The 16,532-nt window shown below is 56.2% G+C and carries 17 protein-coding genes and 3 tRNA genes; 13 read left to right on the plus strand and 7 right to left on the minus strand.

What is annotated here, in order from left to right; translation table 11 throughout:
• Positions 1–183 precede the first annotated feature (183 nt).
• Complete coding sequence (locus RS584_RS03095; protein WP_026080652.1) at positions 184–453, plus strand: DUF1435 domain-containing protein; 270 nt, start codon at positions 184–186, stop codon at positions 451–453.
• 42 nt (positions 454–495) lie between these two features.
• Here the strand turns inward: RS584_RS03095 and RS584_RS03100 are convergent.
• The 4 genes from RS584_RS03100 to rsmC form a co-directional block, all read right to left on the minus strand.
• Positions 496–582, minus strand: a tRNA-Leu gene (locus tag RS584_RS03100).
• Positions 583–614: 32 nt separating this feature from the next.
• A tRNA-Leu gene (locus tag RS584_RS03105) sits at positions 615–700 on the minus strand.
• Positions 701–728: 28 nt separating this feature from the next.
• A tRNA-Leu gene (locus RS584_RS03110) sits at positions 729–815 on the minus strand.
• 144 nt (positions 816–959) lie between these two features.
• Positions 960–1,988, minus strand: a complete 1,029-nt coding sequence (rsmC, locus tag RS584_RS03115) for a 16S rRNA (guanine(1207)-N(2))-methyltransferase RsmC (protein WP_047741012.1) — start codon at positions 1,986–1,988, stop codon at positions 960–962.
• A 102-nt stretch (positions 1,989–2,090) separates the two neighbouring features.
• Between rsmC and RS584_RS03120 the strand changes: the two genes are divergently transcribed.
• The 8 genes from RS584_RS03120 to RS584_RS03155 all read left to right on the plus strand — a co-directional run bounded on the left by RS584_RS03120 (position 2,091) and on the right by RS584_RS03155 (position 8,457).
• Entirely contained in the window at positions 2,091–2,504 is a 414-nt protein-coding gene (locus tag RS584_RS03120) for a DNA polymerase III subunit psi (protein ID WP_023295888.1), read from the plus strand.
• The gene (gene rimI / locus RS584_RS03125; RefSeq protein WP_315748923.1) at positions 2,473–2,916 is read left to right on the plus strand and encodes a ribosomal protein S18-alanine N-acetyltransferase; all 444 of its coding nucleotides are present in this window, start codon (positions 2,473–2,475) and stop codon (positions 2,914–2,916) included. Before RS584_RS03120 ends, rimI begins: the two co-directional genes overlap by 32 nt.
• Positions 2,917–2,935: 19 nt before the next feature.
• Positions 2,936–3,613, plus strand: coding sequence for a pyrimidine 5'-nucleotidase (gene yjjG / locus RS584_RS03130; protein ID WP_315748924.1), 678 nt, complete (start codon positions 2,936–2,938; stop codon positions 3,611–3,613).
• A 92-nt stretch (positions 3,614–3,705) separates the two neighbouring features.
• Entirely contained in the window at positions 3,706–5,295 is a 1,590-nt protein-coding gene (prfC, locus tag RS584_RS03135) for a peptide chain release factor 3 (RefSeq protein ID WP_315748925.1), read from the plus strand.
• 303 nt (positions 5,296–5,598) lie between these two features.
• On the plus strand, positions 5,599–6,216 hold the full coding sequence (gene osmY, locus RS584_RS03140; protein WP_015572610.1) for a molecular chaperone OsmY: 618 nt from the start codon (positions 5,599–5,601) through the stop codon (positions 6,214–6,216).
• A 125-nt stretch (positions 6,217–6,341) separates the two neighbouring features.
• The gene (locus tag RS584_RS03145) at positions 6,342–6,503 is read left to right on the plus strand and encodes a DUF1328 domain-containing protein (RefSeq protein ID WP_003856556.1); all 162 of its coding nucleotides are present in this window, start codon (positions 6,342–6,344) and stop codon (positions 6,501–6,503) included.
• A gap of 122 nt (positions 6,504–6,625) precedes the next feature.
• Positions 6,626–7,678 carry a patatin family protein gene (locus RS584_RS03150; RefSeq protein WP_315748927.1) on the plus strand — a complete coding sequence of 351 codons (1,053 nt, stop codon included), beginning with the start codon at positions 6,626–6,628 and terminating at the stop codon, positions 7,676–7,678.
• Positions 7,675–8,457 carry a TatD family hydrolase gene (locus RS584_RS03155; RefSeq protein WP_047737191.1) on the plus strand — a complete coding sequence of 261 codons (783 nt, stop codon included), beginning with the start codon at positions 7,675–7,677 and terminating at the stop codon, positions 8,455–8,457. The genes RS584_RS03150 and RS584_RS03155 overlap by 4 nt, the downstream gene beginning before the upstream one ends.
• Here the strand turns inward: RS584_RS03155 and RS584_RS03160 are convergent.
• Both RS584_RS03160 and RS584_RS03165 read right to left on the minus strand, forming a co-directional pair.
• Positions 8,452–9,312, minus strand: coding sequence for a YjjW family glycine radical enzyme activase (locus tag RS584_RS03160; protein ID WP_315748928.1), 861 nt, complete (start codon positions 9,310–9,312; stop codon positions 8,452–8,454). The two genes, RS584_RS03155 and RS584_RS03160, sit on opposite strands and share 6 nt — an antisense overlap.
• Complete coding sequence (locus tag RS584_RS03165; protein ID WP_315748929.1) at positions 9,287–10,822, minus strand: YjjI family glycine radical enzyme; 1,536 nt, start codon at positions 10,820–10,822, stop codon at positions 9,287–9,289. The genes RS584_RS03160 and RS584_RS03165 overlap by 26 nt, the downstream gene beginning before the upstream one ends.
• 262 nt (positions 10,823–11,084) lie before the next feature.
• On the opposite strand from RS584_RS03165, the gene deoC reads away from it, so the two are divergent.
• The 4 genes from deoC to deoD all read left to right on the plus strand — a co-directional run bounded on the left by deoC (position 11,085) and on the right by deoD (position 15,409).
• Complete coding sequence (gene deoC, locus RS584_RS03170; protein ID WP_003856543.1) at positions 11,085–11,864, plus strand: deoxyribose-phosphate aldolase; 780 nt, start codon at positions 11,085–11,087, stop codon at positions 11,862–11,864.
• A 99-nt stretch (positions 11,865–11,963) separates the two neighbouring features.
• A complete protein-coding gene (gene deoA / locus RS584_RS03175) occupies positions 11,964–13,286 on the plus strand; it encodes a thymidine phosphorylase (protein ID WP_017383831.1) in 1,323 nt (440 codons plus the stop codon).
• Between the two features lie 53 nt (positions 13,287–13,339).
• The gene (deoB, locus tag RS584_RS03180) at positions 13,340–14,563 is read left to right on the plus strand and encodes a phosphopentomutase (protein WP_003856540.1); all 1,224 of its coding nucleotides are present in this window, start codon (positions 13,340–13,342) and stop codon (positions 14,561–14,563) included.
• Between the two features lie 126 nt (positions 14,564–14,689).
• A complete protein-coding gene (gene deoD / locus RS584_RS03185; protein WP_003856538.1) occupies positions 14,690–15,409 on the plus strand; it encodes a purine-nucleoside phosphorylase in 720 nt (239 codons plus the stop codon).
• An 84-nt stretch (positions 15,410–15,493) separates the two neighbouring features.
• On the opposite strand, the gene lplA is transcribed toward deoD, so the two are convergent.
• On the minus strand, positions 15,494–16,510 hold the full coding sequence (gene lplA / locus RS584_RS03190; RefSeq protein ID WP_015572614.1) for a lipoate--protein ligase LplA: 1,017 nt from the start codon (positions 16,508–16,510) through the stop codon (positions 15,494–15,496).
• Positions 16,511–16,532: the final 22 nt, after the last annotated feature.

Here is a 16,532-nt window from a genome sequence, read left to right on the forward strand (position 1 = left end):
AATGAGCAAGGTGTTGTTGTGTAATATTGGGCGCTACAAAATTGAATTTTTATTATCAGAAAAACTTTATCGGAAGTTAACAGGTGGGCAATTTATCACCTTACACATTCTCTGTCATTATGGGAAAGCAATTGCTGGCGCAATTTCTTACGTCGCATGCTGACAAGTGATAATTACTATCATATGATACTGGTTATCATTATCAGTGCGAGAGGTGAAACCATGTTGAGCAAAGCGCTGGGAAGTGGGTGGGGAATATTACTGCCTGGTTCCATTATCGGTGGGCTAATGTTTGCCGATCTCCCCATTGATGTCTGGAAAGCAATGATTGTTTCAGGCTTGCTGGTGACATCCGCAATGATCTGGCACAAACAGTTACGGCATTACGTGCTGCTGCCATCATGCGTTGCGCTAATCAGTGGACTGCTGGTGATTCTGATGAGTTTGAAATAAAAGGGAAAAACAGGAGGCACTGCTGAGGGGATGTAAGATAATTGGTGCGAGGGGGGGGACTTGAACCCCCACGTCCGTAAGGACACTAACACCTGAAGCTAGCGCGTCTACCAATTCCGCCACCTTCGCACAGTCATCTTACTGGTTTGATATCGCCTCGTTGGTGCGAGGGGGGGGACTCGAACCCCCACATCCTAAGGACACTAACACCTGAAGCTAGCGCGTCTACCAATTCCGCCACCTTCGCCCAGTGCGAGCAATATCAACGTGATTTATGGTGCGAGGGGGGGGACTTGAACCCCCACGTCCGTAAGGACACTAACACCTGAAGCTAGCGCGTCTACCAATTCCGCCACCTTCGCATACCATCGACACTGTAAAAGTATCGTAACCACGGAGGCGCATTCTAGATGTTTTCAGCTTTACGTCAACAGAAAATTGCGCACGTTGTTTTGATTGCTGCAAAAATGGGCGATGGCAGCGTCAGCCATCGCCGGACCGGAGGGTTACTTTTTTGCCTGGCGCGTCATCACGGTGCGATAGACCTTAAAGCGGCCCGTCTGGGCGATCACTTCGTGGAAGCCAAAGGTTTCATCCAGCACTTTCGGGTACGCGAGGAAGGCGTTCGCTACGATACGCAGCTCACCGCCGCTGTTGAGGTGTCGGGTTGCGCCACGGATCAGCGTTTGCGCCGCTTCAAGGCTGGTCTCCATTCCGTCGTGGAACGGCGGGTTAGAGATGATCATGTCAAAGCGACCGGTCACGTCGGAGAAGACGTTGCTGGCAAACACGTCACCTTCTATGCCATTCGCAGCAAGCGTGGCGCGGCTGGCTTCTACTGCCGGGGCGCTCACGTCACACAGGGTTAAACGCACTTTTGGTGAGTGGCTGGCGAGAACCGTTGACAGCACGCCCGCGCCACAGCCGACGTCCAGCACCTTGCCCTTGGTGTGAGGCGTCAGGGTGGACAGCAGCAGCTTGCTGCCCGTATCGAGCGCATCACGGCTGAACACGCCCGGCAGGGTTTTAATGGTCAGGCCGTCAAGCTGGTACTCGTCCCAGAAGGCGTCGGCATCGAAGGTGGTCTGTTTTTCCAGACGACCATGGTACAGGCCGCAGCGACGGGCGCTGTCTATTTTCGTCAGCGGCGCCCAGGCTTCGAGCATCTGCTCTGCGCTACGCACCCCGCTGCGGTTCTCACCGACAACAAAAATATCGCAGCCGACCGGCAGCAGAGAAAGCAGGTTCATCAGCTGGAACTGGGCTTCCGGCTTGTTTTTCGGCCAGTAGTAAATGAGCGTATCGCAGTCAGCAATATCGCTCTGCTCCGCCGCCAGGCTAAAGCGCGCGCGCTCGCCCATCTGGCGGCTCAGCACCTGCCAGTGGTGATAGTACTGGGTGTGGGCACGGCTCTCAGCACAGTCGAAACGCGCGGGCAGGTCATCCTGCAAATCTCCGGCAAACAGAATACGGCTTTCTTCGAAATCATCACTGTGACGCAGCAAGACTTCACTTGCCGGGGTAAATGCAGACATGAATTGTTCCTCAATAAACTCAGGCGGGGATTATAGTAGGTAGATGGCGCAGTTTCGACACATTTGCTATATTTGCGCGCCTGAGAGACAGGAGTTTTCGCTATGACATCCCGACGAGACTGGCAGTTGCAGCAGCTGGGCATTACCCAGTGGGCTTTGCGTCGCCCGACGGCGTTGCGGGGCGAAATAGCCATCTCCATCCCTGCGCATGTCCGCCTGGTGATGGTGGCAGAAGCGCCGCCTGCCCTGAACGAGCCCCTGATTGAGGATGTCCTTCGCACCCTGAAGGTGACCCGCGATCAGGTATTACAACTGGCGCCTGAAAGCGTCGCGATGCTTCCCCCTGACAGCCGCTGTAACAGCTGGCGAATCGGGGCGGTGGACGAGCTACCTCTTGAAGGAAGCCAGATCAGTTCGCCAGCGCTGGACGAACTGAAAGCCAACCCAAAAGCGCGTAGCGCGCTATGGCAACAAATTTGCGAATATGAACACGATTTCTTCCCTCACGACGGATGACCTGACCACCGCGTTCGCGATTGAAAACCGCGCCCATGCCTTTCCGTGGAGCGAAAAGACGTTTGCCAGCAATCAGGGCGAACGCTATTTAAATCTCCGCCTGGACGTTGACGGTGCGATGGCTGCGTTCGCCATCACGCAGGTCGTTCTGGACGAGGCGACGCTGTTTAATATTGCGGTCGATCCCGCTTACCAGCGCCGCGGGCTGGGCAGGGAACTGCTTGAGCACCTCATTCGTGAGCTGGAAACCCGTGACGTTTTCACCCTGTGGCTGGAGGTGCGCGCGTCCAATGTCGCCGCCATCGCGCTCTATGAAAGCTTAGGCTTCAACGAGGCGACTATCCGCCGTAACTACTACCCCACCGCAGAGGGACGTGAAGACGCCATTATCATGGCTCTGCCGATTGGATAACGAAAATAAGGTTGTAACGATGAAATGGGACTGGATTTTCTTTGATGCCGACGAAACGCTGTTTACGTTTGACTCGTTCGGCGGCCTACAGCGAATGTTTCTCGACTATAGCGTGACGTTCACCTCGGAAGATTTTCAGGACTATCAGGCGGTGAACAAACCGCTGTGGGTGGATTACCAGAACGGAGCCATCACCGCGTTACAGCTTCAGCATCAGCGTTTTGACGTGTGGGCTGAACGGTTAAACGTCAGTCCTGGGGCGCTGAACGAGGCCTTCCTGAATGCGATGGCGGATATCTGCGCGCCGCTGCCCGGCGCCGTTTCTCTGCTGGATTCGCTGAAAGGGAAGGTGAAGCTTGGGATCATTACCAACGGCTTTACCGCGCTTCAGCAGATCCGCCTTGAACGCACCGGCCTGCGCGATCATTTCGACGCGCTGGTGATCTCCGAAGAGGTGGGCGTACCGAAGCCGGATCCGCGTATTTTCGATTATGCGCTGGCGCAAGCGGGCAATCCTGACCGCGATCGCGTGCTGATGGTGGGGGATACGGCAGAATCTGATATTCTGGGAGGTATGAGATCGGGCCTGTCGACCGTCTGGCTGAATGCGCATGGTCGCACGCTGCCGGAAGGCATCGAGCCGACCTGGACCGTTACGTCATTGAACGAACTGGAGCAGCTCCTGTGTAAACAATGATTGCCTGCCCCCTGTTGATGGGTAAAATAGCCGCATTTTTCGTATTCCATGATGCGCGGCCTGCTGCCGCGCTTACCTAAGAAGAATTGATTATGACGTTGTCTCCTTATCTGCAAGAGGTGGCCAAACGCCGCACTTTTGCCATTATCTCGCACCCGGATGCCGGTAAAACGACCATCACCGAGAAGGTGTTGCTGTTCGGACAGGCGATCCAGACCGCGGGTACCGTTAAAGGCCGTGGCTCCAGCCAGCATGCTAAATCCGACTGGATGGAGATGGAAAAGCAGCGTGGTATTTCGATTACCACCTCCGTGATGCAGTTCCCGTATCACGGCTGCCTGGTGAACCTGCTGGACACCCCGGGCCACGAAGACTTCTCCGAAGATACCTACCGTACCCTGACGGCGGTGGACTGCTGCCTGATGGTGATCGACGCCGCGAAAGGTGTTGAAGATCGTACCCGCAAGCTGATGGAAGTCACCCGTCTGCGCGATACGCCGATCCTCACCTTTATGAACAAACTCGACCGTGACATCCGTGATCCGATGGAGCTGATGGATGAAGTGGAAAACGAGCTGAAGATTGCCTGCGCGCCAATCACCTGGCCGATTGGCTGCGGCAAGCTGTTCAAAGGGGTTTACCACCTCTATAAAGACGAAACCTACCTGTACCAGACCGGTAAGGGCCACACCATTCAGGAAGTCCGCATTGTGAAAGGTCTGGACAATCCCGAGCTGGACGCCGCTGTCGGTGAAGAGCTGGCCGCCCAGCTGCGCGATGAGCTGGAGCTGGTTAAAGGCGCGTCGCATGAGTTCGACAGAGAGCTGTTCCTGAGCGGTGAAATTACCCCGGTCTTCTTCGGTACCGCACTCGGCAACTTCGGCGTTGACCATATGCTCGACGGTCTGGTTGAGTGGGCCCCGCAGCCGATGCCGCGTAAAACCGACACCCGCGAAGTAGAAGCGAAGGAAGAGAAGTTCTCCGGCTTCGTCTTTAAAATTCAGGCCAACATGGATCCGAAACACCGTGACCGCGTCGCCTTTATGCGCGTGGTTTCCGGTAAGTACGAAAAGGGCATGAAGCTGCGTCAGGTCCGTATCGGTAAAGACGTGGTGATCTCCGACGCGCTGACCTTCATGGCGGGCGACCGTTCGCATGTAGAAGAAGCCTATCCGGGTGACATCATTGGTTTACACAACCACGGTACCATTCAGATTGGCGATACCTTCACGCAGGGCGAAATGATGAAGTTCACCGGTATCCCGAACTTCGCGCCAGAACTGTTCCGCCGCATTCGCCTGCGCGATCCGCTGAAGCAGAAGCAGCTGCTGAAAGGCCTGGTCCAGCTTTCCGAAGAGGGCGCGGTACAGGTGTTCCGCCCAATCGCCAACAACGATCTGATCGTGGGCGCGGTGGGTGTGCTCCAGTTCGACGTGGTGGTTGCCCGTCTTAAGAGCGAGTACAACGTGGAAGCGATTTACGAATCGGTGAACGTGGCGACGGCGCGCTGGGTTGAGTGTTCTGACGTGAAGAAATTCGAAGAATTTAAACGTAAGAACGAAGTTCAGCTGGCGCTGGACGGTGGCGATAACCTGACCTATATCGCCCCAACCATGGTAAACCTGAACCTGACGCAGGAACGTTATCCTGATGTTCAGTTCCGCAAAACGCGCGAGCATTAATTTCCTCTCAGGGCACGGCAGCCGCCGTGCTCTTCTTTAATTCCTGTGTTATTAAACCCTTGCGGAATGTTCTTAATTCACCGCAATTTTTTGCTATTCGTTCGTTTTTTCCCCAATTCTGAATGCACCCCTCTGATTGTGATCTATATTTAACTCAGTGTTTAGCACCGGGCGTGGATGAATTAACTGTTCAATGCATGTCCATTGGTTCTCCATTTTGCCCCGGTGTTAATTCGCAATATATAAAACCAAGATTAGGGAAGTATGTCGCCCAAATAATGGGCAAAACACAGGAATAAATCGATGAATATGACAAGACTGAAGATTTCTAAAACTCTGCTGGCTGTAACATTGGGTAGTGTCCTGGTAAGCGGTTCTGCTCTGGCGGAAACCAGCACCATGGATAAAGCGCAAAATTCCGCCAATACCGCAGGGGAAAAAATCGATAGCTCTATGAATAAAGTCGGTAATTTCATGGATGACAGCTCAATCACAGCAAAAGTGAAAGCCGCACTGGTGGATCACGAATCCATCAAGAGCACCGATATTTCTGTTAAAACCGACAACAAGGTTGTCACCCTGAGCGGTTTCGTTGAAAGCCAGACCCAGGCTGAAGAAGCCGTTAAAGTGGCAAAAGGCGTTGAGGGCGTAAGCTCCGTCAGCGACAAACTGCACGTACGTGACAGCAAAGAATCGTCGGTGAAGGGCTATGCCGGAGATGCAGCAACTACCAGCGAAATCAAAGCTAAACTGTTAGCTGACGACATCGTGCCATCCCGTATGGTGAAAGTTGAAACCACCGATGGTGTGGTCCAGCTGTCCGGTACGGTTGAGAATCAGGCACAAAGCGATCGTGCCGAGTCAATTGCGAAAGCTATTGATGGTGTGAAAAGCGTCAAAAACGATCTGAAAACGAAGTAAAGCAGTACCATTCGCCCGTCAGGCTGAAAACCGCGGGCGAAATAAAAACGATTCTGGAAAAGCCGGTGAGTGACCTGAGCGCTCACGTTTAGCGGCCGACATTAACTATGGTAAAGGAGAGGCTTATGTTTCGTTGGGGCATTATATTTCTGGTTATCGCGTTAATTGCCGCCGCATTGGGCTTTGGTGGACTGGCGGGTACCGCGGCATGGGCAGCGAAAATTGTCTTCGTCGTCGGTATTATTCTGTTCCTGGTCAGCCTGTTTACGGGTCGACGTCGCCCGTAGCAAACGCAATATTTACTAAACAAACTCAAGCCAGTCCTCGTGACTGGCTTTTTCTCGTTTGAGAACCACCGGGGAAGTGCGTTACTGTGTCTCATCAAAATAATGAAAACAGGAAGGCAGAGGTGGGGCAACGAATTCCCGTTACGCTCGGCAATATTGCGCCGCTGACGTTAAAACCGTTTCATGCAGGCCAGCTTGCGCTGGTCTGTGAAGGGGGAGGGCAGCGCGGTATTTTCACCGCTGGCGTGCTCGACGAATTTATGCGCGCGCAATTCAACCCGTTCGATCTCTATTTCGGTACCTCTGCCGGGGCGCAGAACCTCTCCGCCTATGTCTGCAACCAGCCCGGCTATGCGCGCAAAGTGATTATGCGCTACACCACCTCCAAAGAATTCTTCAATCCGGTACGCTTCGTACGCGGCGGGAACCTGATCGATCTCGACTGGTTACTGGATGCCACCTCCAGCCAGATGCCGCTGGCCATGGATACCGCGTCACGACTGTTCGATTCCGGCAAAGAGTTCTGGATGTGCGCCAGCCGTGGCGATGACTATTCGCCGGGTTACTTTTCGCCGCAGAAAGAGAACTGGCTGGATATCATCCGCGCGTCCAGCGCGATCCCGGGATTCTACCGCACCGGCGCCCTGCTGGAGGGGATAAGCTATCTTGATGGCGGTATCAGCGACGCGGTGCCGGTACAGGAGGCGGCGCGGCGCGGGGCAAAAACCATTGTGGTGATCCGCACGGTGCCTTCGCAGATGTATTACACCCCACAGTGGTTTAAGCGGATGGAACGCTGGCTGGGCGACAGCAGCCTGCAACCGCTGGTGAATATCGCGAAGCAGCATGAAACCACCTACGGCGCGATGCAGCGTTTTATTGAAAAACCACCGGGCAAGCTGCGCATCTTTGAAATTTATCCGCCTAAGCCGCTGTTGAGCATGGCGCTGGGCAGTCGGCTGCCTGCGTTGCGTATGGATTACAAAACGGGGCGGCTGTGCGGGCGTTACTTCCTGGCGACCGTCGGGAAAATGCTGGCGGAGCAACCGCCTCTTCATCGGCATAAAAGCATCATTTTGCCGCCTGCCGTTGTGGCCAATGACGCGGTGGCGATGCCGCTGGTGGACGCGCCGCAGGCCAACGATGGCTTACTCGATAACGAGGATCTGGCGTGACGCACTGCTTTATCGATACCCATTGCCACTTTGATTTCCCGCCGTTTAGCGGGGAGGAAACATCAAGTATTGCGCGAGCGGCTGAGGCCGGTGTGAGAGCCATTATTGTGCCCGCTATTGAAGCGGCGAGATTCGACAAAGTTCTGGCGCTTGCCCGGGGGCACGATGCGCTGTATGCCGCGTTGGGTCTGCATCCGATCGTTATTGAGCACCATCTTGATGACCATCTCGACAGGCTGGATGCCACGCTGCAAAATGCGGATACGAAGCTGGTTGCCATCGGTGAGATCGGCCTCGATCTCTATCGTGAAGATCCGCAGTTTGAGCGCCAGCAGACGATCCTGGATGCGCAGCTCCGGCTCGCAAAGCGCCACGATCTGCCGGTGATCCTCCACTCCAGACGTACCCATGACAAACTGGCGATGCACCTGAAGCGTATCGACGTGCCGCGCAGGGGCGTGGTCCATGGTTTCGCTGGAAGCCTTCAGCAGGCGCAGCGTTTTATCGAGCTGGGCTATAAGATTGGCGTCGGTGGCACCATTACCTATCCGCGTGCCAGCAAAACCCGTGATGTGATGGCGCAGCTCCCGCTGACCTCGCTCCTGCTGGAAACGGATGCGCCTGACATGCCGCTGAATGGTTTTCAGGGCCAGCCCAACCGCCCGGAGCAGGCGGCGCGCGTTTTTGATGTGCTGTGTGAGCTGCGTCAGGAGCCTGAAGATGTGATTGCCAGCGCGCTGCTGGAAAACACCCGCGCGGTCTTCGGCATCACGCTATAAATAAAGGGCCGGGCGGATCACCGTGATCTGCTGCCGTTCCAGGGCCTGCGCCAGCGGCTCGATGTCCTCCGGCGTGGCGCTCCGCCATCGCGCCGCCTCCCCGTAAACCCCATGAGCATGAAACGCGTTGATCCGCACCGGAACGTTCCCCAACGCGTGGATAAAAGCGGTCAGCGATGGCAGATGGTGCAGATAATCACACCGATCGGGGATCACCAGCAGGCGTAGCTCCGTCAGGCGATGACGATCTGCCAGCCAGCGGATGCTCTGCTTGATCTGCGTGTTTTCGCGCCCGGTCAGAAAACGGTGATGTTCATTGCCCCAGGCTTTCAGATCCACCATCGCGCCGTCAAACACCGGCAACAGCTTTTGCCAGCCGGTTTCGCTTAACAGGCCGTTGCTGTCCACCAGGCACGTCAGATGGCGCAGGGACGGATCGGCTTTGATCGCGGTGAACAGCGCAACCAAAAACGGCAGCTGCGTGGTGGCCTCACCCCCGCTGACGGTCACGCCCTCAATAAACGGCGCGGACGTGCGAACCCGGGAGAGGATCTCCTCGACGCTATAGCGCTGCGCCATCGGCGTCGCCTGCTGCTGACACAGGTGCAGACAGGTGTCGCACTGCTGACAGTGACTCTCCTGCCACCAGACGCGCCCGGCCTGAATTGCCAGCGCATCATGAGGACAGTGGGGAACACAGTCGCCGCAGTCGTTGCAGCGCCCTATCGTCCACGGGTTGTGGCAGGTTTTGCAGCGCAGGTTACAGCCCTGGAGGAACAACGCCAGGCGGCTGCCCGGCCCGTCCACGCAGGAGAAGGGTATGACCTGACTAACTAAAGCGCATCTGCTGTTCATGGCTTATTACGCGCGGCTGACGTTCCAGAATACGGGTATTGCGCGCGGCCTCCTCGCCGAGCCAGGTGGTGTTGGTGCGCGAGCCGGCCTCCCGGTATTTCTCCAGATCGGAGAGCCGCACCATATAGCCAGTGACGCGCACCAGATCGTTTCCGGCTACATTCGCGGTGAACTCACGCATACCGGCGTTGAACGCCCCCAGGCACAGCTGCACCACAGCCTGAGGATTGCGTTTAACCGTTTCCTCCAGGGTGAGTATATCGCTGATCCCCGAATGATAGTGTTTATGGTGCGGCGCCACGGCCAGCAGGTGGCTGACTGGGTCCGGTTCGTCGCCGTACGGCAGACGCGCGCCCGGCGTGGTGCCAGAATCGGAACTGATCCCAGACTGGGCATGCAGCATCGCGCGGTGCTGCCAGCCGTGTTTCACCGGCGTGTTTTCAACAAACGCCGCAAGCTGTTCACTGATGCGGTAGCCCAGCGCATTGGCCTGTTCGTTCTTACCGTAACGTCCCGTAATGCCTGCTTTCTCGCACAGCACATTCACCGCTTCGGCCAGACCGTACATGCCAAACATCGGCACAAAGCGATCGGCATCAATCAGCCCCTCTTTCACCAGGAAGCTATTCTCAAAGAAGCCGGATTGTTCATATAAAAAATCGCAGCGCGCATTGATGATCGCGATTTGTTGCTGGCAGTAGTGGGGAAGGGTACGGGTGAAAAAGTCTTCCGGTGAGCGGCTGTGTTCCGCGATCGCTTTCAGGTTAAGGCGCACCAGCGTGCTGCCGCCGCCCGCCAGCGGCAGGGAGTTGTAACAGCTCACCACGCCATAGCGACCTTTTGTGAAAATTTTATCATTCACCGGGCCATTAGAAATATGCGGTTTACTACATTCACAAATGTTTTTCGCCACGCTCAGCAGCAGATCGCCGGGGGTTACATCCGGGTCGTAGATAAAGGTCAGGTTCGGCGCAACCTGCTTCAGTTCTGCATCCGCGCGAAGGATGGCTCGGGTGACAGGTGTATCCGCCGGGCCGATATTGGCATGCATAAACGCATCGGGCAGGGTTCTGTCCAGGTAACGCCAGAAACGTTTTATTCGGCTATCGATTTCATCCTGTGTTAGAATTTTAACATAGGGGCTGAGTATCTCATCGAGCTGGCCCAGATAGACCGGCATCGATGTGACGGACGGAACATGGTGATAAAGGATAGTGAGCAGCGAGAGGGCATCATCCAGATCTTTCGCCCCTTCCAGCTCCAGCCATTCTGAGCCGTTAGCCAGAAATCTAGCGTAGTCCGGCAGCACGTAGCGCGGTTTGTAAGGCGCATGGCCTTCGAACATGTCGCAGATGAATCCCTCGTCCAGCGCGGCGCGGGCCGCCTCTGGCAGAGCGGGATAGGGCAGATTGTTCTCCGCTTCCAGCGCCAGAAAATGACGTTTTTGTTCCGGGGTTAACACCGGACTGGTCACAATGTGCTGGCAACGTTGTTGCAGGGCGTCGGGCATGTTCACTTCCTTGGTTGTTCTGCGGATGGTGAACGAATTGTAGGAAGCCAGCCTGGTGGCGCTTTTGATCAGAACGGGGATATCGCCGATTTAGTCAGCAATTAACGCACTAAAATTTGAAGAAGATCTCATTACAGTAATGCAAATTTGCACACAGTTTTCATTAACTGTGATGAATGTCGAAGTGTGGATGCGGGTGAATGTTAGAATACTCACAGACCCGCAAGGTAAAATTTATACGGCACTGCCGTTGGAGAATGTTATGACCGATTTAACTGCAAGCAGCCTGCGCGCGTTGAAACTGATGGACCTGACCACCCTGAACGATGACGACACCAATGAAAAAGTCATCGCCCTGTGCCATCAGGCGAAAACGCCAGTGGGTAACACCGCCGCCGTCTGTATCTATCCGCGCTTCATCCCGATTGCCCGCAAAACGCTGAAAGAGCAGGGCACGCCGGACGTGCGCATTGCCACCGTAACTAACTTCCCGCACGGCAATGACGATATCGAGATCGCGCTGGCAGAAACCCGCGCGGCGATTGCGTACGGCGCAGACGAAGTTGACGTGGTATTCCCGTACCGCGCGCTGATCGCCGGCAACGAGCAGGTCGGTTTTGACCTGGTGAAAGCCTGTAAAGACGCGTGTGCGGCGGCAAACGTGCTGCTTAAAGTGATCATCGAAACCGGCGAGCTGAAAGAAGAGGCGTTGATTCGTAAGGCGTCTGAAATCTCCATCAAAGCGGGCGCGGATTTCATTAAAACCTCTACCGGTAAAGTGCCGGTCAACGCTACTCCGGAAAGCGCACGCATCATGATGGAAGTCATCCGTGATATGGGCGTGTCCAAAACCGTTGGCTTCAAACCGGCGGGCGGCGTGCGTACCGCGGAAGACGCGCAGCAGTTCCTGGCGATTGCCGACGAGCTGTTCGGCGCCGACTGGGCTGATTCCCGCCACTACCGCTTCGGCGCGTCCAGCCTGCTGGCCAGCTTGCTGAAAGCGCTGGGTCACGGTGACGGTAAGAGCGCAAGCAGCTACTAAGTTGAATTGCCGGGTGACGCTACGCTAACCCGGCCTACAGGATCGTAGGGCGGGTCAACATATCCGCCGCCATTCACCCGATTCCGCATGGAGGTTACCGTGTTTCTCGCACAAGAAATTATTCGTAAAAAACGTGATGGTCATGCATTAAGCGACGAAGAAATCCGCTTTTTTATCAACGGCATTCGTGATAACACCATCTCTGAAGGACAGATTGCGGCTCTGGCGATGACCATTTTCTTCCACGATATGTCGATGCCTGAGCGCGTGTCGCTGACCATGGCGATGCGAGATTCAGGAACCGTTCTGGACTGGAAAAGCCTCAACCTTAACGGCCCAATTGTGGACAAACACTCCACCGGCGGCGTGGGCGACGTGACCTCCCTGATGCTCGGCCCAATGGTGGCGGCCTGTGGCGGTTACATCCCGATGATTTCCGGGCGCGGCCTGGGTCATACCGGCGGTACGCTCGACAAACTGGAAGCCATTCCGGGCTTCGATATCTTCCCGGATGACAACCGCTTCCGCGACATTATTAAAGACGTTGGCGTGGCGATTATCGGCCAGACCAGCTCTCTTGCTCCGGCTGACAAGCGTTTCTACGCGACGCGTGACATTACCGCGACCGTAGACTCCATCCCGCTGATCACCGCCTCTATCCTTGCCAAAAAACTGGCGGAAGGTCTGGATGCGCTGGTGATGGATGTGAAAGTGGGCAGCGGCGCGTTTATGCCGACCTATGAACTCTCTGAGGCGCTGGCCGAAGCGATCGTTGGCGTCTCCAACGGCGCGGGCGTGCGCACCACTGCACTGCTGACGGACATGAACCAGGTGCTGGCCTCCAGCGCCGGTAACGCGGTTGAAGTCCGCGAGGCCGTGCAGTTCCTCACAGGCGAATACCGTAACCCGCGCCTGTTCGATGTCACCATGGCGCTGTGCGTTGAGATGTTAATCTCCGGCAAGCTGGCCAAAGACGACGCGGAAGCCCGCGCGAAGCTTCAGGCGGTGCTGGACAACGGCAAAGCGGCGGAGATCTTTGGTCGGATGGTGGCGGCGCAGAAAGGCCCGACCGACTTCGTGGAAAACTACGCGAAATACCTGCCCACCGCGATGCTCAGCAAGGCGGTCTATGCGGACAGCGAAGGCTTTGTCTCGGCTATGGATACCCGCGCGCTCGGCATGGCTGTCGTGTCTATGGGCGGCGGTCGTCGTCAGGCATCGGACACCATTGATTACAGCGTCGGCTTTACCGATATGGCCCGTCTGGGCGACAGCGTTGACGGCCAACGTCCGCTGGCGGTGATCCACGCGAAAGATGAAGCCAGCTGGCAGGACGCGGCGAAAGCGGTGAAGGCGGCAATATCTCTTGACGATAAAGCACCGGAAACCACACCGACGGTCTATCGTCGTATCACTGAATAGCGGTATACTGATCTGATCGCATTTTTATGAAGCACTAAGTACGGAGAACAATTATGAAACGTGCATTTATTATGGTGCTGGACTCATTCGGCATCGGCGCAACCGAAGATGCAGAACGATTTGGTGACGTGGGTTCCGATACCCTGGGTCACATCGCGGAAGCCTGTGCAAAAGGCGAAGCGGACAACGGTCGTAAGGGCCCTCTGAACCTGCCAAACCTGACCCGTCTGGGGCTGGTAAAAGCGCATGAAGGCTCTACCGGTAAGATCGCAGCCGGTATGGACGGTAACGCGGAAGTGGTGGGCGCCTACGCGTGGGCGCACGAGCTCTCTTCCGGGAAAGATACTCCGTCCGGTCACTGGGAAATCGCCGGCGTGCCGGTGCTGTTTGACTGGGGCTACTTCTCCGATCACGAGAACAGCTTCCCGCAGGAGCTGCTCGATAAGCTGGTGAAGCGCGCCAACCTGCCGGGCTACCTCGGCAACTGCCACTCTTCCGGTACCGTGATTCTGGATCAGCTCGGCGAAGAGCATATGAAAACCGGCAAGCCGATTTTCTATACCTCTGCTGACTCCGTGTTCCAGATCGCCTGCCATGAAGAGACGTTTGGCCTGGATAAACTGTACGAGCTGTGCGAGATCGCCCGTGAAGAGCTGACCGAAGGCGGCTACAACATTGGCCGCGTTATCGCGCGTCCGTTTATCGGCGACAAAGCGGGTAACTTCCAGCGTACCGGCAACCGTCACGATCTGGCCGTGGAGCCACCGGCGCCGACCGTGCTGCAAAAACTCGTCGACGAGAAAGACGGCCACGTGGTTTCCGTGGGTAAAATCGCGGACATTTACGCCAACTGCGGCATTACCAAAAAGGTCAAAGCGACCGGTCTGGATGCGCTGTTCGACGCCACCATCAAAGAGATGAAAGAAGCGGGCGATAAGACCATTGTCTTCACCAACTTCGTGGACTTCGACTCCTCCTGGGGCCACCGTCGCGACGTCGCCGGGTATGCTGCGGGTCTGGAGCTGTTTGACCGCCGTCTGCCAGAGCTGATGGAGCTGGTGGGGGAAGATGACATTCTGATCCTGACCGCTGACCATGGCTGTGACCCGACCTGGACCGGTACCGACCACACCCGTGAGCACATTCCGGTGCTGGTGTACGGCCCGAAAGTCAAACCGGGCTCGCTGGGTCACCGTGAGACCTTCGCGGACATCGGCCAGACGATTGCGAAATACTTTGGTACGTCTGACATGGAATATGGCAAGGCTATGTTCTAAACGGATTGGGTGCGGCCTGATGCCCTCACCCCGGCCCTCTCCCACCGGGAGAGGGAGAAACAGAATGTAGGCCGGGTAAGGCGTAGCCGCCACCCGGCAAAAACAACAATGTAAAAGGAACTGAAGATGGCAACTCCTCACATTAATGCAGAAATGGGTGATTTCGCTGACGTCGTATTGATGCCGGGCGACCCGCTGCGCGCGAAGCACATTGCAGAAACCTTCCTCGAAGACGTGCGTGAAGTGAACAACGTGCGCGGCATGCTGGGCTTCACCGGCACCTATAAAGGCCGCAAAATCTCCGTGATGGGTCACGGCATGGGTATCCCATCCTGCTCCATCTACACCAAAGAGCTGATCACCGATTTCGGCGTGAAGAAAATCATCCGTGTCGGCTCCTGCGGCGCAGTGCGCATGGACGTTAAGCTGCGTGACGTGGTGATCGGCATGGGCGCGTGCACCGACTCTAAAGTCAACCGCATTCGCTTTAAAGATCATGACTTTGCGGCCATCGCTGACTTTGACATGGTGCGTAACGCGGTTGACGCGGCAAAAGCGCTGGGCGTTGACGCGCGCGTGGGCAACCTGTTCTCTGCCGATCTGTTCTACTCGCCAGAAGGCGACATGTTCGACGTGATGGAAAAATACGGCATTCTGGGCGTGGAAATGGAAGCGGCCGGTATCTACGGCGTGGCGGCTGAATTCGGTGCGAAAGCGCTGACCATCTGCACCGTGTCTGACCACATCCGTACCCACGAGCAGACTACCGCTGCCGAGCGTCAGACCACCTTCAACGACATGATCAAAATCGCGCTGGAATCCGTTCTGCTCGGCGATAAAGAGTAATACCTGTTGTGCCGGGTGGCGGCTTCGCCTGACCCGGCCTGCGGTTTTCCAGGCCCGCTAAGCAGAGCGCCAGCGGGCTTTTTATTAGCGTACTGCCTGCGCAATCCACGCCGATAACTCCCGCAACTCTTGTTCCTGTTCCGGAAAATCAACACGTAACGCGTCACACTCCTGTTGCAGCATATCTGCCCGATAGAGACAGCCCTGCAAACGTGCAGCCAGCGCTTCTAACGGTGCCGGATTAAGACTATCCGTAAATACCTGGGTACGAGAGATATGGCCTTTCTCGACGTCAAAGTGCAGCTCAACGCCGCCCCAGGTAAATCGCTCATCCAGCAGGTGTGAAAACGCCGGTGCCTGACCGAAATTCCACTCCCAGCTGCTCTGGCGGGCGAAGGTTTCCGCGAAGTTTGGCAGATCCGGGGTTTTATCCGGAGAAATAACCTCGGCTTCTACGCGTTCACCGTAATGCCTGAAAAAGGCCTCGCGGATCGCATCGCAAATGCGTTCATGGGTAATCCCCGGCAGGAGCTCCACCAGATTCGCCACGCGACCGCGCACGGAGGTAATGCCTTTGGCCTGGAGCTTTTTCTTGTCCGGGTTCAGATAGTTTGCCAGACGGCTCAGATCGGCATTCAGCAATAATGTGCCGTGGTGGAATCCGCGATCCATCGTTTCGCGGTAGGCTGAGCCTGACACTTTCCGGTCGCCTTCAGGCGTTTTCACGACCAGATCGTTACGTCCCGAGGCTTCAGCCGTCACGCCGAGCGAATTGAGCGCGTTAAGCACAATGGAGGTCGAGATGGTTTTGTCGTACTCCGGCTTGCCCGCCATAAAGGTAAAGCAGGTGTTGCCCAGATCGTGAAACACCGCACCGCCGCCGCTGCTGCGGCGCGCCAGGCGGACGTTGTCCTCTTCCATACGGCGGGTGTTACACTCTTTCCACGGATTTTGCGCGCGACCAATAACGACCGTATCGGCGTTGCGCCAGAGAAACAGGACGCGCTGGGTGGCAGGCATCTGGCGGAAGATGCACTCTTCTACCGCCAGGTTAAACCAGGGATCGTAAGAGTCAGAGATTAGCAGGCGTAACGTCGACATGGCAGAGTTCCTTTTCCGAATC

This window comes from Enterobacter sp. DTU_2021_1002640_1_SI_PRY_ASU_LCPMC_013, assembly GCF_032389435.1.
GTDB classification, from domain to species: Bacteria; Pseudomonadota; Gammaproteobacteria; order Enterobacterales; family Enterobacteriaceae; genus Enterobacter; species Enterobacter hormaechei_C.